Origin of the sequence: Spirillospora sp. NPDC029432, from assembly GCF_040703975.1 — a bacterium.
GTDB lineage: Bacteria > Actinomycetota > Actinomycetes > Streptosporangiales > Streptosporangiaceae > Spirillospora.
In genome coordinates this window covers 1-23,931 of record NZ_JBEZWH010000094.1, presented here as the reverse complement: position 1 = coordinate 23,931, position 23,931 = coordinate 1, and the positions used below count along the sequence as shown (strand labels likewise).

Here is a 23,931-nt window from a genome sequence, read left to right as displayed (position 1 = left end):
GCTGCTCGGCCCGCTCCTGCGGGGCCGGCTCGGGCTGCGCCGGGGCCGCCGCCTCCTCCTGCTGCTGCGGAGCGGCCGGGGCCTGAGCCGCCTCGCCGCCCTCCCCGATGGTCGCCAGCTCGGCGCCGACCTCGACGGTCTCGTCCTCGGCGACCTTGATGCTGGTCAGGATGCCCGAGGCGGGGGAGGGGATCTCGGTGTCGACCTTGTCGGTCGACACTTCGAGAAGCGGCTCGTCGGTCTCGACGTGCTCACCCTCCTTCTTCAGCCAGCGGGTGACGGTGCCCTCGGTGACGCTCTCGCCGAGCTGGGGCATGGTGACGGAGACCGGCATGGCTCTCAGCGACTCCTTAGAGAGTGGTGTATCTCGGTGCCGGCGTTCAGCCGTGCACGTGCAGTGGCTTGCCGGCGAGAGCCAGGTGCGCCTCGCCGACCGCCTCGGACTGTGTCGGGTGGGGGTGGATCAGCTGGGCGACCTCGGCGGGGAGCGCCTCCCAGTTGTAGATGAGCTGGCCCTCGGTGATGAGCTCGCCCGCGCGGGCGCCCACGATGTGGACGCCGAGGACGGGCCCGTCCACGGCCGCGATCACCTTGACCTCGCCCTGGGTTCCCAGGATCTTGCTCTTGGGGTTCCCGGCCAGATCGTACGTGACCTCGTTGATCTCCTGGCCGCGGGCCCGGGCGGCGGCGGAGGTGATGCCCACCGAGGCGACCTCGGGGTCGGAGTAGGTGATGCGCGGCACGCCGTCGTAGTCGATCGGCGCCGGGCTCAGCCCGCCGAGCCGCTCGGCCACCAGGATGCCCTCGGCGAAGCCGGCGTGCGCCAGCTGGAGGGTCGGGATCAGGTCGCCGACCGCCGAGATCGTGGGGACGTTCGTCCGGCAGAACTCGTCGACCTTGACGAAGCCGCGCTCGGTCTCGACGCCGGCCTCCTCCAGGCCGATGCCGTCCGACACCGGGCCGCGGCCGACCGCGACCAGCAGCAGCTCGGCGTCGATCGTCCGCCCGTTCTCCAGGGTGACCGCGACGCCGCCCTGCGTCGTCTTGGCCTCCTGGAAGCGGGTGCCGAGCTCGAACTTGATGCCGCGCTTGCGGAACGCGCGCTCCAGCCGCTTGGAGCTGGACTCCTCCTCCAGCGGCAGCAGGTGCGGCAGCGCCTCGACGATGGTGACCTCGGCGCCGAACGAGCGCCAGACGCTGGCGAACTCCACGCCGATGACGCCGCCGCCGAGGATGACGACGGAGCCCGGCACGTGCTCCAGCCTCAGCGCGTGGTCGCTGGAGATGATCCGCTCGCCGTCGATCTCCAGCCCGGGCAGGCTCTTGGGCCGCGACCCGGTGGCCAGCACCAAATGCGCGCCCTCGACCGTGCGGGTGGAGCCGTCGGCGGCGGTGACGGTCACGGAGTCGGGGCCGGCGAGGCGGCCGTCGCCCTCGACGACCTCGATGCCCTTGGACTTGATCAGGCCGGTCAGCCCCTTGACGGTGCCGGTGACGACCTTGTCCTTGTATGCGTTGACGCCCGCGACGTCGATGCCGTCGAAGCTCGCCCGGATCCCGAACTTCGCGGCCTCGCGGGTCTGGTCGGCCACCTCGGCCGCGTGCAGCAGTGCCTTGGTGGGAATGCATCCCCGGTTGAGGCAGGTGCCGCCGAGCACGTCGCGCTCGATCAGCGCCACCGAGCGGCCGAGCTCGGCCGCCCTCAGCGCGCACGCGTACCCGCCGCTGCCACCACCTAGGACCACGATGTCGTAGGGGCCGCTGTTGGCCACTGGACGCTCCCTCTTTCCCCGTCTTCGCGCTCGCGCGCCCCGGACTTCCATGGTGCCCCGGACGGTTCCGGGGAACCCCTCCATACTCCCGCCCGGGTCAACACCCGCGGGACGTCAGAGAATCCCGGCCGCGAGATCCTCGGCGATCTGCACCAACGTACGCGCCGCGGCGCCGGTGCCGCCCTTGGGGGTGTAGCCGTACGGCTCGCCCTTGTTGAACGCGGGGCCGGCGATGTCGAGGTGCGCCCAGCGGACGCCGTCGGGCACGAACTCCTGCAGGAACACGCCCGCGACCAGCATGCCGCCCCAGCGCTCGCCGCTGATGTTGGCGATGTCGGCCACCGCGGAGTCGAGCCCCTTGCGCAGTTCCGCCGGCAGCGGCATGCCCCAGGACTGCTCTCCGGCGCGGCCGGCCGCCGCCACCACCTTCTCACGGACGCCGTCGTCGTTGGCCATGACTCCGGTGGTCCGGGTGCCGAGCGCGACCAGCTGGGCGCCGGTCAGCGTGGCCACGTCCACGATCAGGTCGGGGGAGTCCTCGCCGGACCGGACGAGCGCGTCGGCCAGCACGAGCCGGCCCTCGGCGTCGGTGTTGAGGACCTCGACGGTCTTGCCGCCGTAGATGCGCAGCACGTCGGACGGGCGCTGCGCGGTGCCGCTGGGCATGTTCTCGGCGATGGCGAGGTAGCCGACCACGTTCACCTTGGGGGCCAGCCTTGCGATGGCGCGCATGGCGCCGAGCACGGCGGCGGCGCCGCCCATGTCGGACTTCATCCAGTCCATGGCCTCGGCGGGCTTCAGCGAGAGGCCGCCGGAGTCGAACGTGATGCCCTTGCCGACCAGGGCGAGGGTCTTGGCGGCCTCGGGGTGGGAGTAGGCGAGCCGCACCAGGCGGGGCGGGTTGACCGAGCCCTGCCCGACGCCGGCGATGCCGCCGTACCCGCCCTCGACCAGCGCCTTCTCGTCCAGCACCTCGATGGCCAGCCCGGTCTCGGCGGCGACGGCCTCGGCGTGCCCGGCCAGGTCCTCTGGGACCAGGTCGGACGGCGGGGTGTTGACCAGGTCGCGGACCAGCGCGACCGACTCGGCCAGCGTCCGGGCGCGGTCGAGCGGGGCGTCGTCCCCGCCGGCGAGGACGGTGATCTCCGCGACCGGCTCCTTGCGCTCGCCGGTGCGGTACGTGCCGAAGCTGTAGTTGCCGAGCAGCGCGCCCAGCGCGACGGCCTCGACCTCCTCGGCGGAGGAGGCGGGCAGCGCGACGGCGACCCGGCCGGTGCCGGCCAGCGCCCGCACGCCGGCGCCGGCCGCGCGGCGCAGCCCCTCGGCGTCGGGGGACTCGCCCAGCCCGACCGCCACCACGACGGCGGCGGGGACGGCGCCCAGCGTCGGCAGCTTGGTGACCTCGCCGGCCTTGCCGGTGGCGCCGAGCGCGGCCAGCGCGGCGGCGAGCCGGCCGCCGAGCGCCCGGTCGAGGTCCGCCGCGTCGCGCGGGCGGGGCTCGGTGCCCGTGCCGGAACCGTCTCCGGAGGCGGCGGGGGCGACGCCGATGATGATCGCGTCGACGTCGAGAACTGCTGGGTCTGCGCTGTCCAGGCTGATGCTCGTCACGTAGCCCGATGTTAGTCCTCCGGCTGACCGGTTTCGCCCTTTTGGATCAAGCCTTACCTCCCGCAACGCCGTACGGGACGGCCCTGTGACCGGCACCGCCCGCCGGAAATGGCGCTAATGGTGCTATTGTCATTAGCACCATGCTCTTGCGCCTGAACGACGACGACGCCCGCCCCCTGCACGAGCAGGTGGCCGCGGCGATCCGGCGCGCCATCGCCACCGGCGAGTGCGCGCCGGGCGAGCGGGTGCCGCCCGCCCGCGAGCTGGCCGCCGCCCTGGAGGTCAACCCCAACACCGTCCTGCGGGCGTTACGGCGGCTCCGCGACGAGGGGCTGCTCGACTTCCGCCGCGGCCGGGGCATCCGGGTCGCGGCCGGCCCCGAGTCGGGGGAGCTGGCCGAACGTGTCCGCCAGCTCGTCGCCGACGCCGAGCGCCTGGGCGTCACCCGCGCCGAGCTGGTCTCGATGATCGAAGGAGTGTGAGCATGGCCTCGCGACGGTCCCTGTTCCTCGTCACCGGAACCGCCGCCCTGGCGGGTACGGCGGTGATCCCGATCGCGCCGCTGGCGCTGCGGGACCGCCTGCCCGATCCGCTGGCGAGCCACTGGAACGGCTCCGGCGCCCCGGACGGGCACTCGTCGTTCACCACCTGGCTCCTGGTGTGCGCCGCGACCTGGCTGGTCTTCTGCGCGGCGGCCGCCGCGACCGGAGTGTCCGGGTGGGAGCGCCGCAGGGCCCGCGCCATGTACGGCGCGACGCTGGCGTTCGGCGCCGGCGTCACCGCGGGCATGATCGCCACGTCCCTGCGCGCCAACCTCGACCGCGCCACCTACCGCGAGGCCGGCGAGGTCGGTCCCGGCCCGCTCGCGCTGGTCCTCGCCGGCGCCGCCGTGCTCGCGCTCATCGGCTGGCTGATCGGCGGCACCGGCTCCGACCGCGCCGACCCGCCGCCCGGCGGGGAGCCCCGGCTCGGCGTGCGGGCGCGGCCGGGGCAGCGCCCGGTCTGGATCGGGTACGTGCGCTCCCGCTGGGCGTTCGCCCTCGGCGCCCTGCTCGCGGCGGGGGGCGCGCTCGGCGCGCTGCTGGCGCTGCTGCTGCCCGAGCCGCTGACGCCGGGCGGCCCGTTGGCCGGGCCACTGGCCGGCGTGGCCCTGATCGGGCTGGTGGGGCTCACGCTCTCCTCGGCGCGGGTGACCGTGAACGCCCGCGGCCTCGCCGTCGGGTTCGGGCCGCTCGGCCGTCCGGTCCGCCGCATCCCGCTGGAGGCGATCACCTCGGCGTGGGCGGAGGAGCGCCGCCCGGCCGAGGTCGGCGGCTGGGGCTACCGCCTCAGCGGCAAGGGCACCACGGTGATGCTGCGCAAGGGCGAGTGCCTGGTCGTCCAGCACGGCCGGGACGCCCGGTTCGCGGTGAGCGTGGACGACGCCGAGCGCGGCGCCGCCCTCATCAACTCCCTGCGGGACCGCGAGACCGCCGCCTGACCGGGTCAGGCGGTGGACAGCACCAGCAGGGCCGCGGTCGCCGCCAGTTCCACCAGGGCGCCGAAGACGTCGCCGGTCACGCCCCCCAGGCGGCGGACGGCGTGGCGGAGCATCAGGTGCGCCACCAGCAGGGCCGCCGAGACCGCGAGGGCGGCGCGCACGGTGCCCAGATCGGTGACCGCGCCGGTCAGGGCGGCGGCCAGGAGGACCGGGGCGGTCGTGGCCAGGGCGGCCCGGGTGGAGATCGTTCCGGCGACCAGGGCGCCCAGGCCGCCGGGACGGGCCGACGGGACCCCGGAACGGCAGGCCCAGGGGAGCGCCAGCCGGCCGGCCACCGCCGCGATCATGACCGCGGCGGCCGCGTCCGGGGTGCTCGCGAGGGCGGCGACCTGGAGGAGCAGGGCGAGCAGCAGGGTCACCACGCCGAACGGGCCGATGTCGGACCGCTTCATGATCGCGAGGGCCTCGGCGGCGGGGCGGGCGCTGCCGAGGCCGTCGGCCAGGTCGGCCAGGCCGTCCAGGTGCAGGGCGCGGGTGATCAGCGCCAGCGCGGCGACGGCGAGCACGGCGCGGGGGAGCGGGTCCAGCCCCGCCGGCCCGAGCAGCAGGGGGACGGCCGCCGCGGCGCCGGCGATCAGGCCGGTCGCCGGCGCGAGCAGCATCGCCTGCCGGGCCGCCGGGCGCCCGGTGTCGGCGGCCCGGACGGGGACGATCGTCAGCAGCGAGACCGACAGCCGGAGCCCGGCGATCACGGGAGCCCCACCACCCGGCCGGCCACGACCAGCGCCGCCTCCTCCGACTCGGCCGCCAGCCGCTGGTTCAGGAGGCCGAGCAGGTCGCGGAACGCGCGGCCGGACGCGGTCGTGGGGACGAGCGACAGCCCGACCTCGTCGCTGACCGCGACCACGCGGGCGGGGGTGCGCCGCCAGGCGCCGATCAGCTCGTCCAGGCGCGGGAGGATCGCGTGCGGGGCGTCCCACGCGCCCGCCTCGTCGATCGCGGCCGTCAGCCAGGTGCCGATCCCGTCGACGAGCACGGCGCCGGCGGCCGATTCCAGGGCCTCGGGCAGGGCGGTCGTCTCGACCGTCCGCCACCACGACGGGCGCCGCCGCCGGTGGGCCTCGACGCGGGCGCTCCACTCGGCGTCGTCGCGCGGGGCGCTCGTCGCGAGGTAGGTGACGTCCGGGCAGGCCGCCAGGCGCAGCTCCGCCTCGGCCGACTTGCCGGACCGCGTCCCGCCCAGCAGCAGGGTGCGGTGGGGCCCCGGCACGGGGTCGAGCCAGTGGGACAGGCGCCGTTCCAGCTCCTCGGGGGAGCGGAGGCGGTGGTCCAGGTGGACGGGGACGACCCGGGTGTCCGGCCGCACGGCGCCCAGGTCGCGGAGCCGCCCCAGATGATCGGGGACGGCCGGGTCCAGGAACACGGCGTCGTACACCCCCCGCGGCTCGGGCCGCCCACCCGGCTCGGCGACGAGGATTCGCCCGCCGGATGGGGCCCGCACGTCGCGCCCGCCGGGGACGGCCTCCTGCGGGCAGCCGGCGAGGGGCACGCCGTCGATCAGGGCGCTGAACGGCTCGTACCGCACCCCGGCGGCGCGCAGCCGGGCGCACGAGGCGCAGTGGCAGTCGGCGGCGGGCCAGCCGGCGGGACCCGCGGTTCCGGGGAGCTCGATGTTCATGGCGTCCGTAACAATAGGCATTCACCAGCGGGTCCGTGACAATCTGGACCCCCGCGAGACACCGAGCAGCACGAGACGCAGAAGCAGGAGGCACGGTGGGGAACCCTCCGAACACGCCGTGGTCGCAACCCCCGGGCCCGCCCGGACCCCCTGGCCCGCCCGGGCCGCCGCACGGAGGGCCGGGGCCCTGGGTGCCTCCCGGGCCGCCTCCGCCGCCCCGGAAGAAGGGGAGCGCGGGACTGGTGATCGGGCTGGCCGCCGCCGGGCTCGTGGTCCTGCTGGTCGCGGTCGCGGGCGTCGTCCTGCTCACCCGGGAGGACGGCGAGGGCGGCGGCGACGTACCGCCCGAGCGGCTCCAGGCCGGCGAGATCCACGGCGGCGCCGAGGCGCGGCCCGGCACCGACGGCAGCCTGACCATGACCCGCCCGGGCGTCGAGCGGCCGCTGGTCGAGGTGTACGAGGACTTCGCCTGCCCGCCCTGCGGCAACTTCGACCGCATGATCGACCCCATGCTCAAGGAGCTGGCCGTCGCCGGGAAGGCCAAGGTCGTCTTCCGGCCGATGGTGGTGTTCGCCAAGGGCACCGAGCCGATGTACTCCAACTCCCTGCGCGCCGCCTCGGCGATGCGCTGCCTGGGCGACGGCGCCCGCTGGCTGGCGTACCAGGACGCGCTGTACGCCCACCAGCCGGCGAGCGAGCACACGGAGGGGTACGCGATCGACGACCTGATCTCGTACGCGGCGCCGCTCGGCGTGACCGACGAGGCGTTCAAGACCTGCGTGCGCGAGCAGCACCGCGCCCCGGCCGTGCTGGCGGCCAGCCGCGCCTACGTCGCCGCCGGAGTCTCCGGCACCCCGTCCGTGCGGATCGACGGCCAGGAGGTCGACCGGAGCCGGACGGGCACGGCGGAGCAGCTCCGCGCGGCGATCGAGAGCGCCGCCTGATCGGTACTAGTCTCACCGCGGAGAGGCAGGAGGCGAGCGCGATGGCGTGGAGCTGGCGTTTGGAGAAGTCCGACGGGCGGCAGGCCGGGGTGGCGGAGGAGACCTTCACCACGCAGGCCGACGCCGAGACGTGGCTGGGAGAGAACTGGCGCGGGCTCCGGGAGGAAGGCATCGACCAGGTGACGCTCCTGGACGGCGACCGCGCCGTCTACGGGCCGATGAGCCTGCACGATCCGGAGTGACGCGCGTCCCGGAACGGGCGGGCCGCCGGTACGCGCCGTACCGGCGGCCCGCCCCGTTCCGGCCCGTGCCTCTCGGGACGGGCGTCCGGAACGGGCGTCAGGGACGGCGCTCGGGCGACCTGGTCTTGCCCGGGTCCCGGATGACGACCGGGCCGAGGATGTCGTCGATCTTCTTCAGCACGTCCGCGTCCAGCTTGACCCCGGCGGCCTTGACGTTGTCGCGGACCTGCTCGGGGCGGGAGGCGCCCACGATGGCCGAGGAGACGTTCGGGTTCTGCAGGACCCACGCGACCGCCAGCTGGGCCATGCTGAGCCCCAGGTCGGCGGCCACCGGCCGCAGCTCCTGCACGCGGGTGAGCAGGTCGTCGTTCAGGTAGCGCTTGATCATGTCGGCGCCGCCCTTGTCGTCGGTGGCGCGCGACCCCTCCGGCAGCGGCTGTCCCGGCTCGTACTTGCCGGTCAGCACGCCCTGCGCGATCGGGGACCAGACGATCTGCCCGATGCCCTCCCGCTCGCTCAGCGGGACGACCTCCTCCTCGATCACCCGCCAGAGCATGGAGTACTGCGGCTGGCTGGAGACGATCCGGTCGAAGCCCATCTCGTCGGCGATCTTCAGGGCGCGCTCGATCTCCTCGGCGCGCCACTCCGAGACGCCGACGTACAGGACCTTGCCCTGCCGCACCAGGTCGTCGAAGGCGCGGAGGGTCTCCTCCAAGGGGGTCTCGTAGTCGAAACGGTGGGCCTGGTAGAGGTCCACGTAGTCGGTGCGCAGCCGGCGCAGCGAACCGTGGATCGACTCGAAGATGTGCTTGCGCGACAGACCCCGGTCGTTCGGGCCGGGGCCGGTCGGCCAGTAGACCTTGGTGAAGATCTCCAGGCCCTCGCGGCGCTGCCCCTCCAGCGCCCGGCCGAGGACCTCCTCGGCGCGCGTCCCGGCGTAGACGTCGGCGGTGTCGAACGTGGTGACGCCCTCGTCCAGGGCCGCCCGCACGCACTCGCGCGCGGCGTCCTCCTCGACCTGCGAACCATGGGTGAGCCAGTTGCCGTACGAGATCTCGCTGACCTTGAGGCCGCTGCGGCCAAGATTTCTGAACTCCATGCGCCCGACCCTAACCGGACATGATCGGGCGCCGCGGCGCGTGCTCCGGACGCCGGGCGGGACCGGCCGGCCGGCTACTTGGCGGCGGGCTCGCCGCCCACCTTGTCCTTCTCGCCGACCTTCACCTGCGGCGACGGGACGCGGAGGCGGCGGATCTGCATGGCGCGCATCGCCGCGTACAGGCCGACGCCCTTGGCGTCCTCATCGGGGTAGCGCAGGGCGGCCTGCTTCTTGACGCCGCGGCTGATCATGATGCCCTCGATGAACACCACGGCCAGCAGCACCGGCGGCGCGAACAGCACCGCGAGCTTGGCGGCGGTCAGCGGGAGGAGGCTGAGCGCGACGATCGCGAACATCCCGTACATCAGGTACGAGCCGACCGTGCGGCGCGCGTCGACGTAGTCGCGGGCGAACCGGCGCACCGGGCCCTTGTCGCGCTTGAGGAGGTACCGCTCGTCGCCCTTGGCCATGCCCTCGCGGGCCTTGACCCGCTCGGCCGCCTGCTTCTCGCGGACGCGCTTGTACGCTTCCTTGCGGTTGGACGGGGCCGTGATCGGCTGGCGGCGGCGCTTCTCGGCCTCCGCCCGCTTAGGCGTGGGACGGCCCTTTCCTCCCGGCTTTACGACCTGAGGAGGATCTTCGGGGGCTTCCTGGGTACGACGTCGGAACACAGGGATCAGCCTACCGGCTGCGAACATCGTGGCTGCCTCGCGCGTTAACGCGTAGGGTGATAAGAACCCCAGCAGTGGTCATTGAGCCCAGTTTGTGACTGAGCACAGCACACGAAGGGACCGGCGCCGCGCGATGAGCGTGATGAAGCGAATGTCGATGATCTTCAAGTCCAAGGCGAACAAGGCGCTGGACCGCATGGAGGATCCCCGCGAGACCCTGGACTATTCCTACCAGCGCCAGCTGGAGATGCTGCAGAAGGTCCGTCGGGGTGTCGCCGACGTCGCCACCTCGCGCAAGCGTCTCGAGCTGCAGATCAACCAGCTGGAGTCGCAGCAGAACAAGCTGACCGACCAGGGGAAGAAGGCGCTGCAGGTGGGCCGGGAGGACCTGGCCCGCGAGGCGCTGACCCGGCGGGCCGGGCTGGACTCCCAGCTCGGCGACCTGCGCGCGCAGTACCAGCAGTTGCAGGGCGAGGAGGAGAAGCTGACGCTCGCCTCCCAGCGGCTGCAGGCCAAGGTCGACTCCTTCCGCACCCGCAAGGAGACGATCAAGGCGACGTACACCGCCGCCGAGGCGCAGACCAAGATCAACGAGGCGTTCACCGGCATCTCCGAGGAGATGGGCGACGTGGGTCTGGCGATCCAGCGCGCCGAGGAGAAGACCGAGAACATGAAGGCCCGCGCGGGCGCCATCGACGAGCTGCTGGCCTCGGGCGCGCTGGAGGACTTCTCCGGGCCCAAGGACGACATCCAGGCCGAGCTCGACCGGATGGGCTCGGGTCCCGGCGTCGACCTGGAGCTGGAGCGCCTCAAGGCCGAACTCGGCCAGGGCCCGGCGCCCAAGGAGCTCAACCAGGGCACCCCGGGCGGCGCCCAGCAGGAGCAGGGCGTGGACGCCCCGCAGGCCAAGCAGTGGCCGCAGCAGCCCGGCGGTGCGCAATGATCGTGCGGATCATGGGCGAGGGGCAGCTGGACATCGCCCCCGATGATCTGACCGCGCTCGGCGAGCTGGACGACCTCCTGGAGGAGGCGATCGAGTCCGGCGACGAGGCGCGGTTCCGCGGGGCGCTGCACGGCCTGCTCGACAAGGCGCGCACCGTGGGCAAGGCGCTGCCCGAGGACAGCCTGGAGCCGTCGGAGCTGATCCTGCCCCCCGCCGACGCGGCCATGGACGAGGTCAGGAAGATGCTGGGGGACGAGGGCCTGATCCCCGACTGAGCCCCGCGCCGGCCCCGGATGGGGCGCGTACCCCACAGGTCACAGGCCCTCACAGGCACAAACACCGGTTCTCGCGCGTTGTTACGGGAGAACCGGGAAGCAGTGCCGGTGAGGGGGGTCCGGATGGCACGCACGCGCTACGCCTCGGATCGGGGGCTCACGTCGCGCATGCTCGTGACGATGTTCCTGCTGGGGCTCGTCTACGTGGTCTTCGTGACGGCGTTCTATGTGATCGCGCCCAGCTGGGGGCTGGTCGCGCTGGTGGTGGCGGCGGGGATGCTGCTGGCGCAGTACTTCTTCTCCGACCGGCTGACGCTGTTCGCCATGCGCGGCCGGGAGGTCACGCCGCAGCAGATGCCCGAGCTGCACGGCATCGTCGACCGCGTGTGCGCGATGTCGGACGCCCCCAAGCCGCGCGTCGCGGTCGCCGACACCGACGTGCCGAACGCGTTCGCCACCGGCCGCAACCAGAAGAAGGCCGTCGTCTGCGTCACCACCGGCCTGCTGCGGCGGCTGGACGCGGTGGAGCTGGAGGGCGTGCTCGCGCACGAGATGGCGCACGTCGCCCACCGGGACGTGGCGGTCATGACGATCGCCTCGTTCCTGGGCGTCGTCGCCGGCCTCCTCACCCGGATCGGCATCCAGGCGGGGTTCTTCGGCGGCTTCAACCGGCGCGACCAGAACACCGGCTTGGTGCTGCTCGCGGTGATCCTCGTCAGCGCGGTGGCGTACGCGGTGAGCTTCCTGCTCACCCGCGCGCTGTCGCGCTACCGGGAGCTGTCGGCCGACCGGGCCGCGGCGCTGCTGACCGGGCGCCCGTCGGCGCTGGCCGGCGCGCTGACCAAGATCTCCGGCGAGATGGCGCGGATCCCGACGCGGGACCTGCGCGCCGCCGAGCCGTTCAACGCGTTCTTCTTCGCGCCCGCGTTCAGCAAGGGGTTCAGCGTCTCCTCGCTGTTCTCCACGCACCCGCCGCTGGAGAAGCGGCTGGCGCAGCTGGAGAAGATCTCCGGGCAGCTCAGCAGGGGAGTGTGACGTGGGGTTCCTGGACACGCTGCTCGGCCGCTCCAAACCCGTCAAGCCCGACCTCGACCGGCTGTTCGGGCTGTCCACGGCCGCGGTGACGCTGGAGGCGGCGACCGGGTTCACGCCCACCGGGCTCGGCTCGGTGTGCTTCCGGGCCGCCGAGGGCGGCGCGTTCGCCCGGCTGCAGCGCGACGTCCAGGAGCTGCTGGACGCCGACGAGGGCCCCGCGGTCGAGCTGAGCGAGGACTCCTACGGCTACACCTGGCTGCTGACCCGGCAGGACCCGTCCGACCTGCCCGCCGTGGTCACCGACCTGCACGCGGTGAACTCCACCCTGGAGTCCCACGGATTCGGCCCGCACCTGCTGTGCTCGCTGGCCGGGTTCCGCGGGCCGGACGGGCGGCGGCTGGGACTGGTCTACCTCTACAAGCGCGGCACGTTCTACCCGTTCGCGCCGCTGCCGGGCGAACGCCGCGACAACGCGCTGGAACTCCAGGTGCGCGGTGCGATAGGCGCCGACCTGCCGTTCGAGGACGAGCTGAGCCGCTGGTTCCCCGTCTGGGGCGCCCCCGGGCTGTGACCGCCCGGGGGCGCCGCCCCTACGGCAGGGCGAGCATCTGGTCGAGGGCGGCGCGGGCGTGGCGCGCCGTCTCCTCCTCCACCTCGATGCGGTTGACGACCTCGCCGGCGGCGAGCGTCTCCAGCGACCGGACCAGGTGCGGCAGGTCGATGCGGTTCATCGTCGAGCAGTAGCACACGGTCTTGTCGAGGAACATCACGTTCTTGTCCGGGTGCGCGTTCGCCAGCCGCCGCACCAGGTTCAGCTCGGTGCCCACGGCCCACGCGGAGCCGGACGGGGCCGCCTCGATGGTCTTGATGATGTACTCGGTCGACCCGATCTGGTCGGCGCCCAGCACCACCTCGTGCCGGCACTCCGGGTGGACCAGCACGTTCACGCCGGGGACCCGGGCGCGCACGTCGTCCACGGACTCCTTGCTGAAGCGGCCGTGCACCGAGCAGTGCCCCCGCCACAGGATCATCTTCGCGTCGCGCAGCTGTCGCTGGGACAGGCCGCCCTCCGGCCGGTGCGGGCTGTAGACGACGCAGTCGTCCAGCGCGAACCCCATCTCCAGCACGGCGGTGTTGCGCCCGAGGTGCTGGTCGGGCAGGAACAGCACCTTCTTGCCCTTGGAGTACGCCCAGTCCAGCGCCCGCTTGGCGTTGGAGGACGTGCAGACCGTACCGCCGTGGCGGCCGACGAACGCCTTGATGTCGGCGGAGGAGTTCATGTAGGTGACGGGGACCACGTCGTCGGCGATCCCGGCGTCCTCCAGCACCTCCCAGCACTCCTCCACCTGGTCGAACGTGGCCATGTCGGCCATCGAGCAGCCGGCCGCGAGGTCGGGGAGGATCACCTGCTGGTGGGGCGCGGTGAGGATGTCGGCCGACTCGGCCATGAAGTGCACCCCGCAGAACACCACGTAGGGCGCCTCGGGGCGGGCCGCGGCCTGCTGGGCGAGCTTGAACGAGTCGCCGGTCACGTCCGCGAACCGGATGACCTCGTCGCGCTGGTAGTGGTGCCCCAGGACGAACACCTGGTCGCCGAGCGCCGCCTTGGCGGCGGCGGCCCGTTCCACCAGGTCCGGGTCCGAGGCGGGCGGCAGCTCGCCCGGGCAGTCCACGCCGCGCTCGCTGGCCGGGTCGGACCCCTCGCCCAGGAACAGCAGTGGAAGGTCACGCACAGGGGTGGTCACGGGAGTCTCCCTCCTGCGACGGGGCTTATCGTCGCTTTGACGACTAATCATCGCACACCGGGAACACCGGGCTTCCCGGCAGGGCCCCCGCCGGGGCGTGTGAAACACTGCCCGGAACGGGGAATGGCCTCATTCCGAGGTACGTTGGCCTACAGAAGAGGCGCACGGCGTCCTCGACGACATGCGACGGAACGCCGCTCCGGCGGCGCAGCGAGACCCGGGAGCTGAACCACATGACGGCAGGCGAGACGACCACGCAGGAGACCACGCAGCAGGGCGTCATCCTCACCGACGCCGCCGCTGAGAAGGCCAAGGGCCTGCTCGAGCAGGAGGGCCGGGACGATCTCGCCCTGCGTGTCGCCGTGCAGCCCGGCGGCTGCTCGGGCCTGATCTACCAGCTGTTCTTCGACGAGCGCGAGATGGACGGCGACCAGATCCAGGACTTCGACGGGCTCAGCGTCCGGGTCGACCGGATGAGCGCCCCCTACCTGACCGGCGCCACGATCGACTTCGTGGACTCGATCGAGAAGCAGGGCTTCACGATCGACAACCCCAACGCGTCGGGCTCCTGCGCCTGCGGCGACTCCTTCAACTAGAGCCGCGCGACGAGGCGGTCCGGGCCGGGTGCCCGGGCCGCCTTCGTCATGTTCCCGTCCCGCCCGGGGGTTGTGGCGGCGGCTGGGTCCCGTGGTGCGATGGCAAGTAGGCTTTCCGGGTTGTACGACAGCCGGACACACAGCCGGACGACCTCAGCAAGGAGAGCGACGCCGTGCGCATCGCCGTGACAGGCTCCATCGCGACCGATCATCTGATGACCTTCCCCGGCCGGTTCGCCGACCAGCTCATCCCCGATCAGCTCGATCGGGTCTCACTGTCCTTCCTGGTGGACGAGCTGGAGATCCGCCGGGGCGGGATCGCCGCCAACATCTGCTTCGGGATGGGCAGCCTCGGGACGGAGTCCATCCTGGTCGGCTCGGTGGGCGACGACTTCGCCGACTACCGCTCCTGGCTGGAGCGGCACGGCGTCGACACCGCCTCGGTGCGCGTCTCCGAGCTCCACCACACCGCCCGCTTCCTGTGCACCACCGACCAGGACCAGAACCAGATCGCCACGTTCTACGCGGGCGCGATGAGCGAGGCCGGCCAGATCGAGCTGAGCCCCGTCGCCGACCGCGTCGGCGGCCTCGACCTGGTCCTGATCGGCGCCAACGACCCCGAGGCCATGGTCCGGCACACCGAGGAGTGCCGCACCCGGGGCTACGCCTTCGCCGCCGACCCGTCCCAGCAGCTCGCCCGGATGGACGGCACCGAGGTCCGCAAGCTCATCGACGGCGCCGCGTACCTGTTCACCAACGAGTACGAGAAGGCGCTCTGCGAGGAGAAGACCGGCTGGACCGACGCGGAGATCCTGGACCGCGTCGCCGTCCGCGTCACCACCCTCGGCGCCAAGGGCGTCGTCATCGACCGCAAGGGCGAGCAAGGCCTGCACGTCCCGGCCGCGAAGGTCGCCAAGGTCGTCGACCCGACCGGCGGCGGCGACGCGTTCCGCGCCGGCTTCCTGTCGGCGGTCGCCTGGGGCCTGTCCCTGGAGCGCGCCGCCCAGGTCGGCAACATCATCGCCGCCAACGTCCTGGAGTCGGCCGGCCCCCAGGAGTACCGCCTCGGCAAGCAGGCCTTCCTGGACCGCCTCACCGAGGTCTACGGCGCCGCCTCCGCCGCCGAGGTCGCCCCCCACATCACCTGCCCCGACGCCTGACCCGCCCGAGTCGTACTGGCCGCGGTGCCGGGCGCCGCGGTCAGTACGTTCTGCGGATGTGGAAGGCCCAGCCCTGGGAGAGGGGCTCTTCGCGGACGAAGTCCTGGGACTTCATGCGGCACCAGGCGGGCACGTCGGTGCGGGCGGCCACGTCGTCGGCCAGCACGGCGACGACCTCGCCGACCGGGATCTCCCGGATCCGCTCGGCCAGCAGGATGATCGGGATCGGGCACTTGCGGCCCAGCGCGTCGATGACCAGCACCGGCGGCGGCCCGCCCGCCGCGGCGGGCCCGGGCGGGGCGGGGCGCTCCTGGGCGGGCGCGGCCGCGGGGACCGGCGCGCCGGCGCGGTGGGAGCCCGTCTTCGCACGGCCTCGGAACCTCATGGGCGCGCCCGCCTTCCTGGCGTCGTGATCGTGGGGCTCATGGTGCGCTCACCCCCGCGGTCCGCCGCAGCCGGGCGACGGTGCCGGGGAGCACGGCGAGGAAGCGGTCGACGTCGGTCGGATTCGCGCCACGCGGCAGCGATACCCGGACGTTCCCATGGGTAATCACTCCCATCGCCTCGAGGACGTGACTGGGACGCAGCGTATCCGCCGTGCAGGAGCTGCCGGACGAAACCGCGAAACCCGACCTGTCCAGTTCCGTCAGCAGGGCCTCGCCCTCCACGTACAGGCAGGAGAAGGTGACCAGGTGCGGCAGCCGCCGTACCGGGTCGCCGACCACCTCGACGTCGGGGACGCGGCGGGGGACCTCCGCGCGGATCCGGTCGACCAGCGCCGACAGCCGCGGCGCGTCGGCGGCCATCTCGTCGCGGTACGCGGCGAGCGCCGCCGCCGCGGCGAAGATCGCGGGAACGTTCTCGAAGCCCGGGACGCGGCGCCCCTCCCGCTCGTCCTCGGGCAGCGGGGAGCGCCACCGGGTGCCCTTGCGGATCACGAGCACGCCCACGCCGGGCGGCCCGCCCCACTTGTGCGCGCTGGCGGTCAGCAGCGACCAGCCGCCCGGCACGTCCACCCGGCCGGCCGACTGGGCGGCGTCCACCAGCAGCGGCACCCGCGCGGCGCGGCACGCCTCGGCCGCCTCGGCGACCGGCTGGAGCGTTCCGACCTCGTGGTTGGCCGACTGGAGGCAGGCGAGGGCGGTGTCGGGACGCAGCGCGGCGGCGAACGCGGCGGGGTCGACGCGGCCGTGCCGGTCGACGGGGACCGTGGTGACCGTGCCGCCGTCGCGCTCGTGCGCCTCGGCGGCGTGCAGGACGCTGGAGTGCTCGACCGCGCTCACGACCAGATGGGCCCCGACGCGCCGCCGGGCGCGCAGCGCCCCGAGGACGCCCAGATGCACCGCCTGCGTGCCCGAGCTCGTGAACGACACCTCGTCGGAGCGGACCCGCAGGACCTCCGCCACCCGCGCGCGGGCCTCGTCCAGCAGCACGCGGGCGCCGCGCGCGGAACCGTACAGCCGCGCGGGGTCGGCCCAGCCGGCGTCGAGCGCGCCGACCAGCGCCGTGCGCCCGGCGGGGTGGAGCGGCTCGGTGGACGCGGCGTCGAAGTAGGCGCCCGGGGTGCTGCGATCGGCCACGCTCAGACTCTAACCGGGCACCCGATCGGGGGTGTGCGGCACCCTCGCGCTAATGTGTCCTCCACACGAGTAACAACTGATCTCACCGCCCGGCAGACCGGGCTTTCAATCCGTGGGGAAGGCAATCCGTGAGTCCGACCCGCTCTAGGGAGCGGCGTACGCCTGTGCGCGGTCGCCGCGCATTGACGAGCGCCGGCGCGCTGGGCCTGCTGGCGCTGACCGCCACCGCGTGCAGCGGTGAGGTGAAGCGCCTCGGCATGCCCGAGCCGATCAGCGACCAGGCCGAGCGCATGCTGACGCTGTGGCAGGGTTCCTGGATCGCGGCGTTCGCCGTGGGCGCCGTGGTCTGGGGCCTGATCATCTGGGCGGTGCTGTTCCACCGCAAGCGCTCCGATGACCTGCCGCCGCAGGTGCGCTACAACATGCCGATCGAGATCCTGTACACCGCGGTCCCGTTCGTCATCATCGGCGTGCTGTTCTACTTCACCGCCCGCGACCAGAACTACGTCGAGAAGGTGACCAAGGATCCCGCGGTCGTCGTCGACGTGACCGGCTTCCAGTGGAGCTGGCAGTTCGACTACCGGGAGAAGGACGCCTCCGGCCAGGAGAAGACCGTCGCCTCGGTCGTCGGTACTCCGGTCGACCCCAACGTGGTCTCTGGCGCCAAGCCGGTCATGACGATCCCGGCGAACAAGACGGTGCGCGTCCGGCTGCACGCCAACGACGTCATCCACTCGTTCTGGGTGCCGGCGCTCCTCTACAAGAAGGACGTCATGCCGGGCTACACCAACGAGTTCGAGTTCACGGCGCGCAAGCTCGGCACTTATGAGGGCCGCTGCGCCGAGCTCTGCGGCGTCGACCACAGCCGGATGCTGTTCCAGCTGAAGGTCGTCTCCGAGGCCGACTACAACAAGTGGCTCGCCGACGCGAAGGCCAAGGCGGCGGGAGGTGCCCGATGACCACGGTCAGTGAGGCTCCGGGCAGCCTGAAGGTTGCCGGGGCGCGGACGAGCAAGGGGCGCATCATCGCCTCCTGGATGTCGTCCACCGACCACAAGGTGATCGGTTACCTGTACCTGATCACCTCGTTCATCATGTTCCTGATCGGCGGCGTGCTCGCGCTGGTCATGCGGCTGGAGCTGTACAAGCCCGGCCTGCAGGTGGTGAGCAACGAGCAGTTCAACCAGATGTTCACCATGCACGGCACGATCATGCTGCTGATGTTCGCGACGCCGCTGTTCGCCGGCTTCGCCAACGTCATCATGCCGCTGCAGATCGGCGCGCCCGACGTGGCGTTCCCGCGGATGAACATGCTGGCGTACTGGCTGTTCCTGTTCGGCAGCATCATCGTTATCGCCGGCTTCCTGACGCCGGGCGGCGCCGCCAGCTTCGGCTGGTTCGCCTACGCCCCGCTGTCGGACGCGGTCCGCTCCCCGGGCGTCGGCGGCGACATGTGGGTGATGGGCCTGGCCATGTCGGGCTTCGGCACCATCATGGGCGCGGTCAACTTCATCACCACGATCCTGTGCATGCGCGCCCCGGGCATGACGATGTTCCGGATGCCGATCTTCACCTGGAACATCCTGCTGACCTCGATCCTGGTCCTGCTGGCGTTCCCGGTCCTGGCGGCCGCGCTGCTGGCCCTGGAAGCCGACCGCAAGCTCGGCGCCCACGTCTTCGACGCGGCGCACGGCGGCGCGCTGCTGTGGCAGCACCTCTTCTGGTTCTTCGGGCATCCAGAGGTGTACATCATCGCGCTGCCCTTCTTCGGCATCGTGACCGAGATCCTCCCGGTGTTCAGCCGCAAGCCGGTCTTCGGCTACATCGGCCTGGTGTTCGCGACCATCTCGATCGCCGGCCTGTCGATCACCGTGTGGGCGCACCACATGTTCGTCACCGGCCAGGTGCTGCTGCCGTTCTTCTCGTTCATGACGTTCCTGATCGCGGTGCCGACAGGGGTCAAGTTCTTCAACTGGGTCGGAACGATATGGAGAGGGCAACTCACGTTCGAGTCGCCCATGCTCTGGTCGATCGGCTTCCTGGTCACGTTCCTGTTCGGCGGCCTGACCGGCGTCATCCTGGCCTCCCCGCCGATGGACTTCCAGCTGTCGGACTCCTACTTCGTGGTGGCGCACTTCCACTACGTCGTGTTCGGCACGGTGGTGTTCGCGATGTTCGCGGGCTTCTACTTCTGGTGGCCCAAGTGGACCGGCAAGATGCTGAACGACCGGCTCGGCAAGGTGCACTTCTGGATGCTGTTCATCGGCTTCCACGGCACGTTCCTGATCCAGCACTGGCTGGGCGCCGCGGGCATGCCGCGCCGGTACTCCGACTACGCCAGCGAGTTCACCGGCATGAACCAGGTGTCGACGGTGTTCGCGTTCCTGCTCGGCGTCTCGATGCTCCCGTTCTTCTACAACGTGTACATCACGTGGAAGAAGGGCAAGCGCGTCGAGGTCGACGACCCGTGGGGGTACGGCGCGTCCCTGGAGTGGGCGACGTCGTGCCCGCCGCCGCGGCACAACTTCAACTCGATCCCGCGGATCCGTTCCGAGCGGCCGGCGTTCGACCTGCACCACCCGCACGTCGGTGCCAAGGGCGAGCTCGCCGGGTCGACGGTGAAGAAGGGCTAGGGCGATGCGCGTACAGGCGTTCATGTTCTACGGGTGCGCGGTGTTCTTCCTCGCCACCGACGTCGTCTACTGGCTGTGGTCGAAGGACTGGACCGGCACGACCGCGCTGGCCCTGTCGGTCGGCCTGGCGGGCCTGATCGGGTTCTACATCCACTTCACGATCCGCCGGCTGGAGAAGGCCAACTCCGGGCCGCTGTACGAGGACGACCCCGAGGGCGACATCTCGGCCGCGGCCGGCGAGCTGGGCTTCTTCAGCCCGCACAGCTGGTGGCCGCTGTTCGTGGCGCTGTCGGCCGCGCTGATCGCGCTGGGCGTGGTCTTCGGCTGGTGGATGGTGATCCTCGGTACGTTCGCCGCGATCATGTCCACCATCGGAATGGTCTTCGAGTACTACCGGGGCCATTTCGCCCACTGATTGGGTAAAAGAACCCCCAGAGGGCCGGTACCAGGGAATTTCCCGGGTACCGGCCCTTTCGGATGAGGTGCGTCTTTGTACGGCACAACAGACTGTGTGTGTACAGAACAGGTCGTACTCGACGGCCGGTGTCAGAGGGCCGGGCGCACCTTCCGTGGATCTCACGACGAGCGGGGGGACGACGTGCGGTTCGGTTGCACAGGAGGAACGGCCGGACGGGGCCGGCGCGCCGGAGCGGCGCTGCTCGGCGCGACCGTGGCGGCGGGAACGGGGCTGGCGGCGGGGTGCGCCTCGGACGCGACGACGGCGGCCGGCGGCGGCTCGGTGAGCCTGGCGGTGAGCCCGGCGGGCGGTTCGGGCGAGCAGCGGCCGGACGCTCCCGTCGCCGTCCAGGCGGAGCGGGGGACGATCGCGAACGTGACCGTCACCGAGGAGGCCGGCGCGGCCAAGGACGCGACGAAGGACGCGGACACGGGCGCGGCCGCAGGCGCGGACGGGAACGCCGACGAGAGCGCGGCACAGGCGGCGGGCGGGAAGGCGGTCGAGGGGTCGCTGAACGCCGCGCGGACCCAGTGGCGCTCGCGGTGGACGCTCGCGCCCGGCACCGCGTACACGGTGCACGCGACGGCGATCGGGCTGGACGGGCGGACCCGCACGGTCAGCACCCGGTTCACCACCGCGAAGGCGGAGAAGGAGCTGGCGACGCAGCTGGAGGCTCCGTACGACAAGGAGACCGTGGGCGTCGGGATGCCCATCATCCTGCGCTTCAAGCGGGAGATCACCGACAAGGCGGCGGTCGAGCGGGCGCTGGAGGTCCGGTCGAGCAAGCCGGTCGAGGGCGCCTGGCACTGGTTCGACGAGGACTACCCCGGCCCGTCCGTGGTGTTCCGTCCCAAGGAGTACTGGCCCGCGCACACCGACGTGACGCTGAACGCGCACCTCGCCGGCGTGCAGGGGGCCAAGGGCGTGTACGGGACCAAGGACCAGTCGCTGCGGTTCCGGGTCGGCGACTCGCGCATCAGCACGGCGAGCGAGAACACCCACCAGATGGTGGTGAAGAAGAACGGCAAGGTCGTCCGCAAGGTGCCGGTCAGCATGGGCAAGGGCGGCGTCCGCAAGTACACCACCACCAACGGCGTCCACCTCACGATGGACAAGGGCAGCCCGGTGACGATGACGTCCGGGTGGGAGGGGATCGGGCCCGGCTCGCCCGGCTACTACAGCCTGACGGTCTACAACGCGGTCCGCATCTCCAACAGCGGCGAGTACGTGCACAGCGCGCCGTGGTCGGTCGGCTCGCAGGGCAACGCGAACGTCAGCCACGGCTGCATCAACATCAGCCCGTCGCACGCGAAGTGGTTCTACAACTTCTCGCATCGCGGCGACCCGTACGAGGTGACCGGCAGCAAGCGGGAGCTGGAGCCCACGAACGGCTGGGGCTACTGGCAGCTGTCCTGGAAGGACTGGGTGAAGGGCAGCGCGCTCAAGCAGAGCCACAAGATCGGGCCGAGCGGCTCGGTCCCGCTGCCGGCCGCCTAGGGGCGCAGCGGGGGCGGTTCCGGTACGCGGTGCAGGCGCGCCCAGTCGCGCGCCATGGCGATCCGCTCGGGGCCCGACGGGTGGCTCATCCACAGGACCCGCTCGACGATGTCCGGATCGACGTCGGAGATGTTGCGCACCGACAGCTCGTGCTGCATCGACACGAACGTGACCGGGTCGCGGGTGAGGTTCAGGGCGTGGGCGTCCGCGCGGGCCTCGATCCGGCGGCTGATGAGGTTCTGCACGGGACCGCCGATCTGCATCGCCACCGTGACCAGGGCGAGCACCAGCGCCACCGAGCGCGGGTCGGCGGCGCCCCCGCCGCTCGCACCCTCACCGCCGTCCGTGGCCGCGTCCGCGTCCGTGTCGGTGTCCGTACGGACGCCAGCGCGCCGCAGCAGCCGCGGAGAGCCCAGCAGCAGGTGGAGCAGGCAGACGGCGCCGGAGACGCCCAGGGCGCCGATCAGCGTCCCGTAGAGTACGTCCGCGTTCTTGGCGTGGCCCAGCTCGTGCGCCACGATCGTCTCGACCCGGGCCCGCGGAGTGGACTTCAGCAGCGTGTCGTACACCACGATGCGGCGGGTGGAGCCGAACCCGGACACGTAGGCGTTGAGCGCGGTGGTGCGCCGCGAGGCGTCCGCGACGAGCACGTCCTTCACCGGCACGCCGTCGCGCTCGGCCATCGCCAGCAGGCTCGTGCGCAGCTCGCCGCGCGGCAGCGAGTGGAACCGGTTGAAGACCGGCTCGAACACCACCGGGTAGAGGAACGAGACCGCCACGACCAGCGCGAAGCCGCCGGCCGCCGCGCCCGTCCACCAGTACCTGGGGAAGCGGCGCAGCAGCCAGTAGAGCAGCACGAGCGCGATCGTCCAGATCACCCAGGTGAGGACGAGCGACTTGGCCTCGTCCAGCAGCCACTCCGGCCAGGTCTGCGTGGACAGCCCGTAGTCGCGCAGGATGGCCTCGCCCCACACCCCGAACGGCAGCCCGGCCAGGTGGACGACCGTCGTCAGCGCGACCGCGGCCGCCGCCACCCGGAGCGTGCGGCGCCGTACCCGCGCGGTGGCCCAGGAGACGAACCGGGCGCCCAGCGGGGTGAGCCCGAGCACCAGGACCACGGCGAGCCCGACCACGAGGCTGGTGTACGCGCGCGGCGCGAGCGCGGCGTCGAACGCGCGGGACCGCGCGATCTCCGAGGCGCCGAAGTCGCGCGCCGGATCCACCGGGGCGGAGCCGCCGGGCACGTCGCCCTCCAGCGGGTTCCACGGGGTGGTGAGGGCCAGCACGGCGCCCACGGCGGCGAACAGCACCGCGGCGGCGATCGCGGCCGCCGTCCTGGAGCGCCGGTCGGTCATCGCAGTTCCTCCCGCAGGTAGTCGCGCCACGCGGCGGTGAAGGCGGCCGTGCCCAGGCCCAGGACGGCGCGCAGGGCGGCGTCCTGGGAGCCGCGGCCGGCGGCCCGGTAGAGCCGGACGAGGGTCGCCTCACCGTACCGCTCGGCGATCATGCGGCAGGCCAGCCAGGCCTCCTGGTACGACTGCGCGAGCCGGTCCGAGCCGCCCTCGAAGGCGGCGCGGCCGGGGAGCGCGGCGGGCAGCCGCCCGGCGGCGACCTCGCCGCGCAGCTCGCGGGCGGCCGAGCGCACGCCCACCTTCCGGCCCTTGTAGCCGGCGTAGTCGGCGAAGCCCTCGATCAGCCACAGCGGGGTGCGGCCGTCGCGGGCGCCGCCGGTGGCGACGTGGGTGAGCTCGTGGGTCAGCACGACGTCGCGGCCGAGGGCGTTGAGGCGGCCGAAGGCGTCCGGGGCGATGACGACGCGGTCGGCGGCGCCGCCCCCGGCGGCGGGCATGGTGGTCGCGAGCGCGGCGATCCCGGTCAGCTCGCCGCCGCCGCCCGCCAGCGCCGCGGCCCGCGCCGTGCCGGCCGGGACGAGCGCGACGGCGCGGCGCTCCCAGCCCTTCTTCGCGAGCGGCCCGGCGACCGCGTTCACGGCGGGCACCGCCGCGTCCAGGCGGCGCGCGATCTCCTCCAGGCCGGGGCCGTCGCCGGCGACGAGCACGGAACGGCCCCTGACCACGGTGATCGGGCCGCCGCCCCAGATCTCGGCGTCGTCGGCCAGGCCGCGGCCCGTGCCGTCCCCGGTGATGACCCAGCCGCCGCCGCGCGGCGCGAAGGCCAGGTGCCGGGTCCGGGTCAGCGGCGCCTCGTCGTGGCCGCGCAGCCGGTAGCGCAGGTCCACCTGGACGAGAGCGGCGCCGCCCGCCGTGGACGCGACCCTGGTGAAGCGTTCCCGCCACCCCTCCAGGGGCAGCTTGAGCAGGTTGTCGAACATCACGGCCTGCGCCCGCCGGTACCCGGCCGGGGCGGCGGCGACCGTGGCGAGGAAGGCCGTCCGGTCGCGGTCGCGTACGGCGCGCTCGCGGTTGGCCAGGACGGTCTCGACGGCCCGCCTGTCGGGGGGCCCGACGTGGGCGGCGGCCGTCGCGGCGGGGCCGGGCGCGGGGCCGCCGGTGCGCG

Annotated in this window: 26 protein-coding genes; 14 read left to right on the top strand and 12 right to left on the bottom strand. The window is 72.6% G+C overall.

Annotated elements, in window-relative coordinates:
* From AB0881_RS38600 to AB0881_RS38590, 3 genes are all read right to left on the bottom strand, one after another.
* A partial coding sequence (locus AB0881_RS38600) for a biotin/lipoyl-containing protein (RefSeq protein WP_366625429.1) occupies nucleotides 1-334 on the bottom strand: 334 nt, incomplete at its 3' end.
* A 46-nt stretch (nucleotides 335-380) separates the two neighbouring features.
* Nucleotides 381-1,772 carry a dihydrolipoyl dehydrogenase gene (gene lpdA / locus AB0881_RS38595; protein ID WP_366625427.1) on the bottom strand — a complete coding sequence of 464 codons (1,392 nt, stop codon included), beginning with the start codon at nucleotides 1,770-1,772 and terminating at the stop codon, nucleotides 381-383.
* Between the two features lie 114 nt (nucleotides 1,773-1,886).
* On the bottom strand, nucleotides 1,887-3,380 hold the full coding sequence (locus AB0881_RS38590; protein ID WP_366625425.1) for a leucyl aminopeptidase: 1,494 nt from the start codon (nucleotides 3,378-3,380) through the stop codon (nucleotides 1,887-1,889).
* A 140-nt stretch (nucleotides 3,381-3,520) separates the two neighbouring features.
* Here AB0881_RS38590 and AB0881_RS38585 point away from each other — a divergent pair, with 140 nt between their 5' ends.
* Together AB0881_RS38585 and AB0881_RS38580 are read left to right on the top strand one after the other, a co-directional pair.
* A complete protein-coding gene (locus tag AB0881_RS38585) occupies nucleotides 3,521-3,862 on the top strand; it encodes a GntR family transcriptional regulator (RefSeq protein ID WP_366625423.1) in 342 nt (113 codons plus the stop codon).
* A 2-nt stretch (nucleotides 3,863-3,864) separates the two neighbouring features.
* Complete coding sequence (locus AB0881_RS38580) at nucleotides 3,865-4,860, top strand: DUF1648 domain-containing protein (RefSeq protein WP_366625421.1); 996 nt, start codon at nucleotides 3,865-3,867, stop codon at nucleotides 4,858-4,860.
* A 5-nt stretch (nucleotides 4,861-4,865) separates the two neighbouring features.
* On the opposite strand, the gene AB0881_RS38575 is transcribed toward AB0881_RS38580, so the two are convergent.
* Together AB0881_RS38575 and AB0881_RS38570 are read right to left on the bottom strand one after the other, a co-directional pair.
* Complete coding sequence (locus tag AB0881_RS38575; RefSeq protein WP_366625419.1) at nucleotides 4,866-5,612, bottom strand: adenosylcobinamide-GDP ribazoletransferase; 747 nt, start codon at nucleotides 5,610-5,612, stop codon at nucleotides 4,866-4,868.
* Nucleotides 5,609-6,538 (bottom strand): bifunctional adenosylcobinamide kinase/adenosylcobinamide-phosphate guanylyltransferase, encoded by a 930-nt coding sequence (locus AB0881_RS38570; RefSeq protein WP_366625417.1) that lies wholly within the window; start codon nucleotides 6,536-6,538, stop codon nucleotides 5,609-5,611. The genes AB0881_RS38575 and AB0881_RS38570 overlap by 4 nt, the downstream gene beginning before the upstream one ends.
* Nucleotides 6,539-6,780: 242 nt before the next feature.
* On the opposite strand from AB0881_RS38570, the gene AB0881_RS38565 reads away from it, so the two are divergent.
* Nucleotides 6,781-7,482, top strand: coding sequence for a thioredoxin domain-containing protein (locus tag AB0881_RS38565; RefSeq protein ID WP_366625415.1), 702 nt, complete (start codon nucleotides 6,781-6,783; stop codon nucleotides 7,480-7,482).
* Between the two features lie 59 nt (nucleotides 7,483-7,541).
* Nucleotides 7,542-7,724, top strand: a complete 183-nt coding sequence (locus AB0881_RS38560) for a hypothetical protein (protein ID WP_366625414.1) — start codon at nucleotides 7,542-7,544, stop codon at nucleotides 7,722-7,724.
* Nucleotides 7,725-7,821: 97 nt separating this feature from the next.
* On the opposite strand, the gene AB0881_RS38555 is transcribed toward AB0881_RS38560, so the two are convergent.
* Both AB0881_RS38555 and AB0881_RS38550 read right to left on the bottom strand, forming a co-directional pair.
* A complete protein-coding gene (locus AB0881_RS38555) occupies nucleotides 7,822-8,823 on the bottom strand; it encodes an aldo/keto reductase family protein (RefSeq protein WP_366625412.1) in 1,002 nt (333 codons plus the stop codon).
* 74 nt (nucleotides 8,824-8,897) lie between these two features.
* Nucleotides 8,898-9,494 carry a DUF3043 domain-containing protein gene (locus AB0881_RS38550; RefSeq protein ID WP_366625410.1) on the bottom strand — a complete coding sequence of 199 codons (597 nt, stop codon included), beginning with the start codon at nucleotides 9,492-9,494 and terminating at the stop codon, nucleotides 8,898-8,900.
* A gap of 133 nt (nucleotides 9,495-9,627) precedes the next feature.
* Between AB0881_RS38550 and AB0881_RS38545 the strand changes: the two genes are divergently transcribed.
* From AB0881_RS38545 to AB0881_RS38530, 4 genes are all read left to right on the top strand, one after another.
* The gene (locus AB0881_RS38545; RefSeq protein ID WP_366625408.1) at nucleotides 9,628-10,437 is read left to right on the top strand and encodes a PspA/IM30 family protein; all 810 of its coding nucleotides are present in this window, start codon (nucleotides 9,628-9,630) and stop codon (nucleotides 10,435-10,437) included.
* A complete protein-coding gene (locus tag AB0881_RS38540; protein ID WP_366625406.1) occupies nucleotides 10,434-10,712 on the top strand; it encodes a hypothetical protein in 279 nt (92 codons plus the stop codon). The genes AB0881_RS38545 and AB0881_RS38540 overlap by 4 nt, the downstream gene beginning before the upstream one ends.
* 123 nt (nucleotides 10,713-10,835) lie before the next feature.
* The gene (gene htpX / locus AB0881_RS38535; RefSeq protein ID WP_366625404.1) at nucleotides 10,836-11,747 is read left to right on the top strand and encodes a zinc metalloprotease HtpX; all 912 of its coding nucleotides are present in this window, start codon (nucleotides 10,836-10,838) and stop codon (nucleotides 11,745-11,747) included.
* A 1-nt stretch (nucleotide 11,748) separates the two neighbouring features.
* A complete protein-coding gene (locus AB0881_RS38530; protein WP_366625403.1) occupies nucleotides 11,749-12,318 on the top strand; it encodes a hypothetical protein in 570 nt (189 codons plus the stop codon).
* Between the two features lie 19 nt (nucleotides 12,319-12,337).
* Here AB0881_RS38530 and nadA read toward each other — a convergent pair whose 3' ends face one another.
* Nucleotides 12,338-13,492 carry a quinolinate synthase NadA gene (nadA, locus tag AB0881_RS38525; protein WP_366625401.1) on the bottom strand — a complete coding sequence of 385 codons (1,155 nt, stop codon included), beginning with the start codon at nucleotides 13,490-13,492 and terminating at the stop codon, nucleotides 12,338-12,340.
* 233 nt (nucleotides 13,493-13,725) lie between these two features.
* On the opposite strand from nadA, the gene AB0881_RS38520 reads away from it, so the two are divergent.
* Together AB0881_RS38520 and AB0881_RS38515 are read left to right on the top strand one after the other, a co-directional pair.
* On the top strand, nucleotides 13,726-14,088 hold the full coding sequence (locus AB0881_RS38520; RefSeq protein WP_366625399.1) for an iron-sulfur cluster assembly accessory protein: 363 nt from the start codon (nucleotides 13,726-13,728) through the stop codon (nucleotides 14,086-14,088).
* 173 nt (nucleotides 14,089-14,261) lie between these two features.
* Nucleotides 14,262-15,248: a carbohydrate kinase family protein gene (locus AB0881_RS38515; protein ID WP_366625397.1), complete on the top strand. Its 987-nt coding sequence runs from the start codon at nucleotides 14,262-14,264 to the stop codon at nucleotides 15,246-15,248.
* Nucleotides 15,249-15,288: 40 nt separating this feature from the next.
* On the opposite strand, the gene AB0881_RS38510 is transcribed toward AB0881_RS38515, so the two are convergent.
* Nucleotides 15,289-15,510, bottom strand: coding sequence for a sulfurtransferase TusA family protein (locus AB0881_RS38510; RefSeq protein WP_366625431.1), 222 nt, complete (start codon nucleotides 15,508-15,510; stop codon nucleotides 15,289-15,291).
* 160 nt (nucleotides 15,511-15,670) lie between these two features.
* A complete protein-coding gene (locus AB0881_RS38505) occupies nucleotides 15,671-16,828 on the bottom strand; it encodes a cysteine desulfurase family protein (RefSeq protein WP_366625396.1) in 1,158 nt (385 codons plus the stop codon).
* 164 nt (nucleotides 16,829-16,992) lie between these two features.
* Here AB0881_RS38505 and coxB point away from each other — a divergent pair, with 164 nt between their 5' ends.
* The 4 genes from coxB to AB0881_RS38485 all read left to right on the top strand — a co-directional run bounded on the left by coxB (nucleotide 16,993) and on the right by AB0881_RS38485 (nucleotide 21,414).
* Nucleotides 16,993-17,787, top strand: coding sequence for a cytochrome c oxidase subunit II (coxB, locus tag AB0881_RS38500; protein ID WP_366625394.1), 795 nt, complete (start codon nucleotides 16,993-16,995; stop codon nucleotides 17,785-17,787).
* On the top strand, nucleotides 17,784-19,460 hold the full coding sequence (gene ctaD, locus AB0881_RS38495; protein WP_366625393.1) for a cytochrome c oxidase subunit I: 1,677 nt from the start codon (nucleotides 17,784-17,786) through the stop codon (nucleotides 19,458-19,460). The genes coxB and ctaD overlap by 4 nt, the downstream gene beginning before the upstream one ends.
* A 4-nt stretch (nucleotides 19,461-19,464) precedes the next feature.
* Nucleotides 19,465-19,875 carry a cytochrome c oxidase subunit 4 gene (locus AB0881_RS38490; protein ID WP_366625391.1) on the top strand — a complete coding sequence of 137 codons (411 nt, stop codon included), beginning with the start codon at nucleotides 19,465-19,467 and terminating at the stop codon, nucleotides 19,873-19,875.
* Between the two features lie 183 nt (nucleotides 19,876-20,058).
* Nucleotides 20,059-21,414, top strand: a complete 1,356-nt coding sequence (locus tag AB0881_RS38485) for an Ig-like domain-containing protein (RefSeq protein ID WP_366625389.1) — start codon at nucleotides 20,059-20,061, stop codon at nucleotides 21,412-21,414.
* Here the strand turns inward: AB0881_RS38485 and AB0881_RS38480 are convergent.
* Both AB0881_RS38480 and AB0881_RS38475 read right to left on the bottom strand, forming a co-directional pair.
* Nucleotides 21,411-22,769 (bottom strand): M48 family metallopeptidase, encoded by a 1,359-nt coding sequence (locus AB0881_RS38480; RefSeq protein ID WP_366625387.1) that lies wholly within the window; start codon nucleotides 22,767-22,769, stop codon nucleotides 21,411-21,413. The two genes, AB0881_RS38485 and AB0881_RS38480, sit on opposite strands and share 4 nt — an antisense overlap.
* A partial coding sequence (locus tag AB0881_RS38475) for a hypothetical protein (RefSeq protein WP_366625385.1) occupies nucleotides 22,766-23,931 on the bottom strand: 1,166 nt, incomplete at its 5' end. The genes AB0881_RS38480 and AB0881_RS38475, both read right to left, overlap by 4 nt.

Coding starts and splice junctions, on each gene's coding strand:
- AB0881_RS38480 (WP_366625387.1), bottom strand. CDS start 22,769: ATGACCGACCGGCGCTCCAGGACGGCGGCCGCGATCGCCGCCGCGGTG.
- AB0881_RS38490 (WP_366625391.1), top strand. CDS start 19,465: ATGCGCGTACAGGCGTTCATGTTCTACGGGTGCGCGGTGTTCTTCCTC.
- AB0881_RS38520 (WP_366625399.1), top strand. CDS start 13,726: ATGACGGCAGGCGAGACGACCACGCAGGAGACCACGCAGCAGGGCGTC.
- AB0881_RS38585 (WP_366625423.1), top strand. CDS start 3,521: ATGCTCTTGCGCCTGAACGACGACGACGCCCGCCCCCTGCACGAGCAG.
- htpX (WP_366625404.1), top strand. CDS start 10,836: ATGGCACGCACGCGCTACGCCTCGGATCGGGGGCTCACGTCGCGCATG.
- AB0881_RS38540 (WP_366625406.1), top strand. CDS start 10,434: ATGATCGTGCGGATCATGGGCGAGGGGCAGCTGGACATCGCCCCCGAT.
- AB0881_RS38555 (WP_366625412.1), bottom strand. CDS start 8,823: ATGGAGTTCAGAAATCTTGGCCGCAGCGGCCTCAAGGTCAGCGAGATC.
- AB0881_RS38545 (WP_366625408.1), top strand. CDS start 9,628: ATGAGCGTGATGAAGCGAATGTCGATGATCTTCAAGTCCAAGGCGAAC.
- ctaD (WP_366625393.1), top strand. CDS start 17,784: ATGACCACGGTCAGTGAGGCTCCGGGCAGCCTGAAGGTTGCCGGGGCG.
- AB0881_RS38580 (WP_366625421.1), top strand. CDS start 3,865: ATGGCCTCGCGACGGTCCCTGTTCCTCGTCACCGGAACCGCCGCCCTG.
- AB0881_RS38570 (WP_366625417.1), bottom strand. CDS start 6,538: ATGAACATCGAGCTCCCCGGAACCGCGGGTCCCGCCGGCTGGCCCGCC.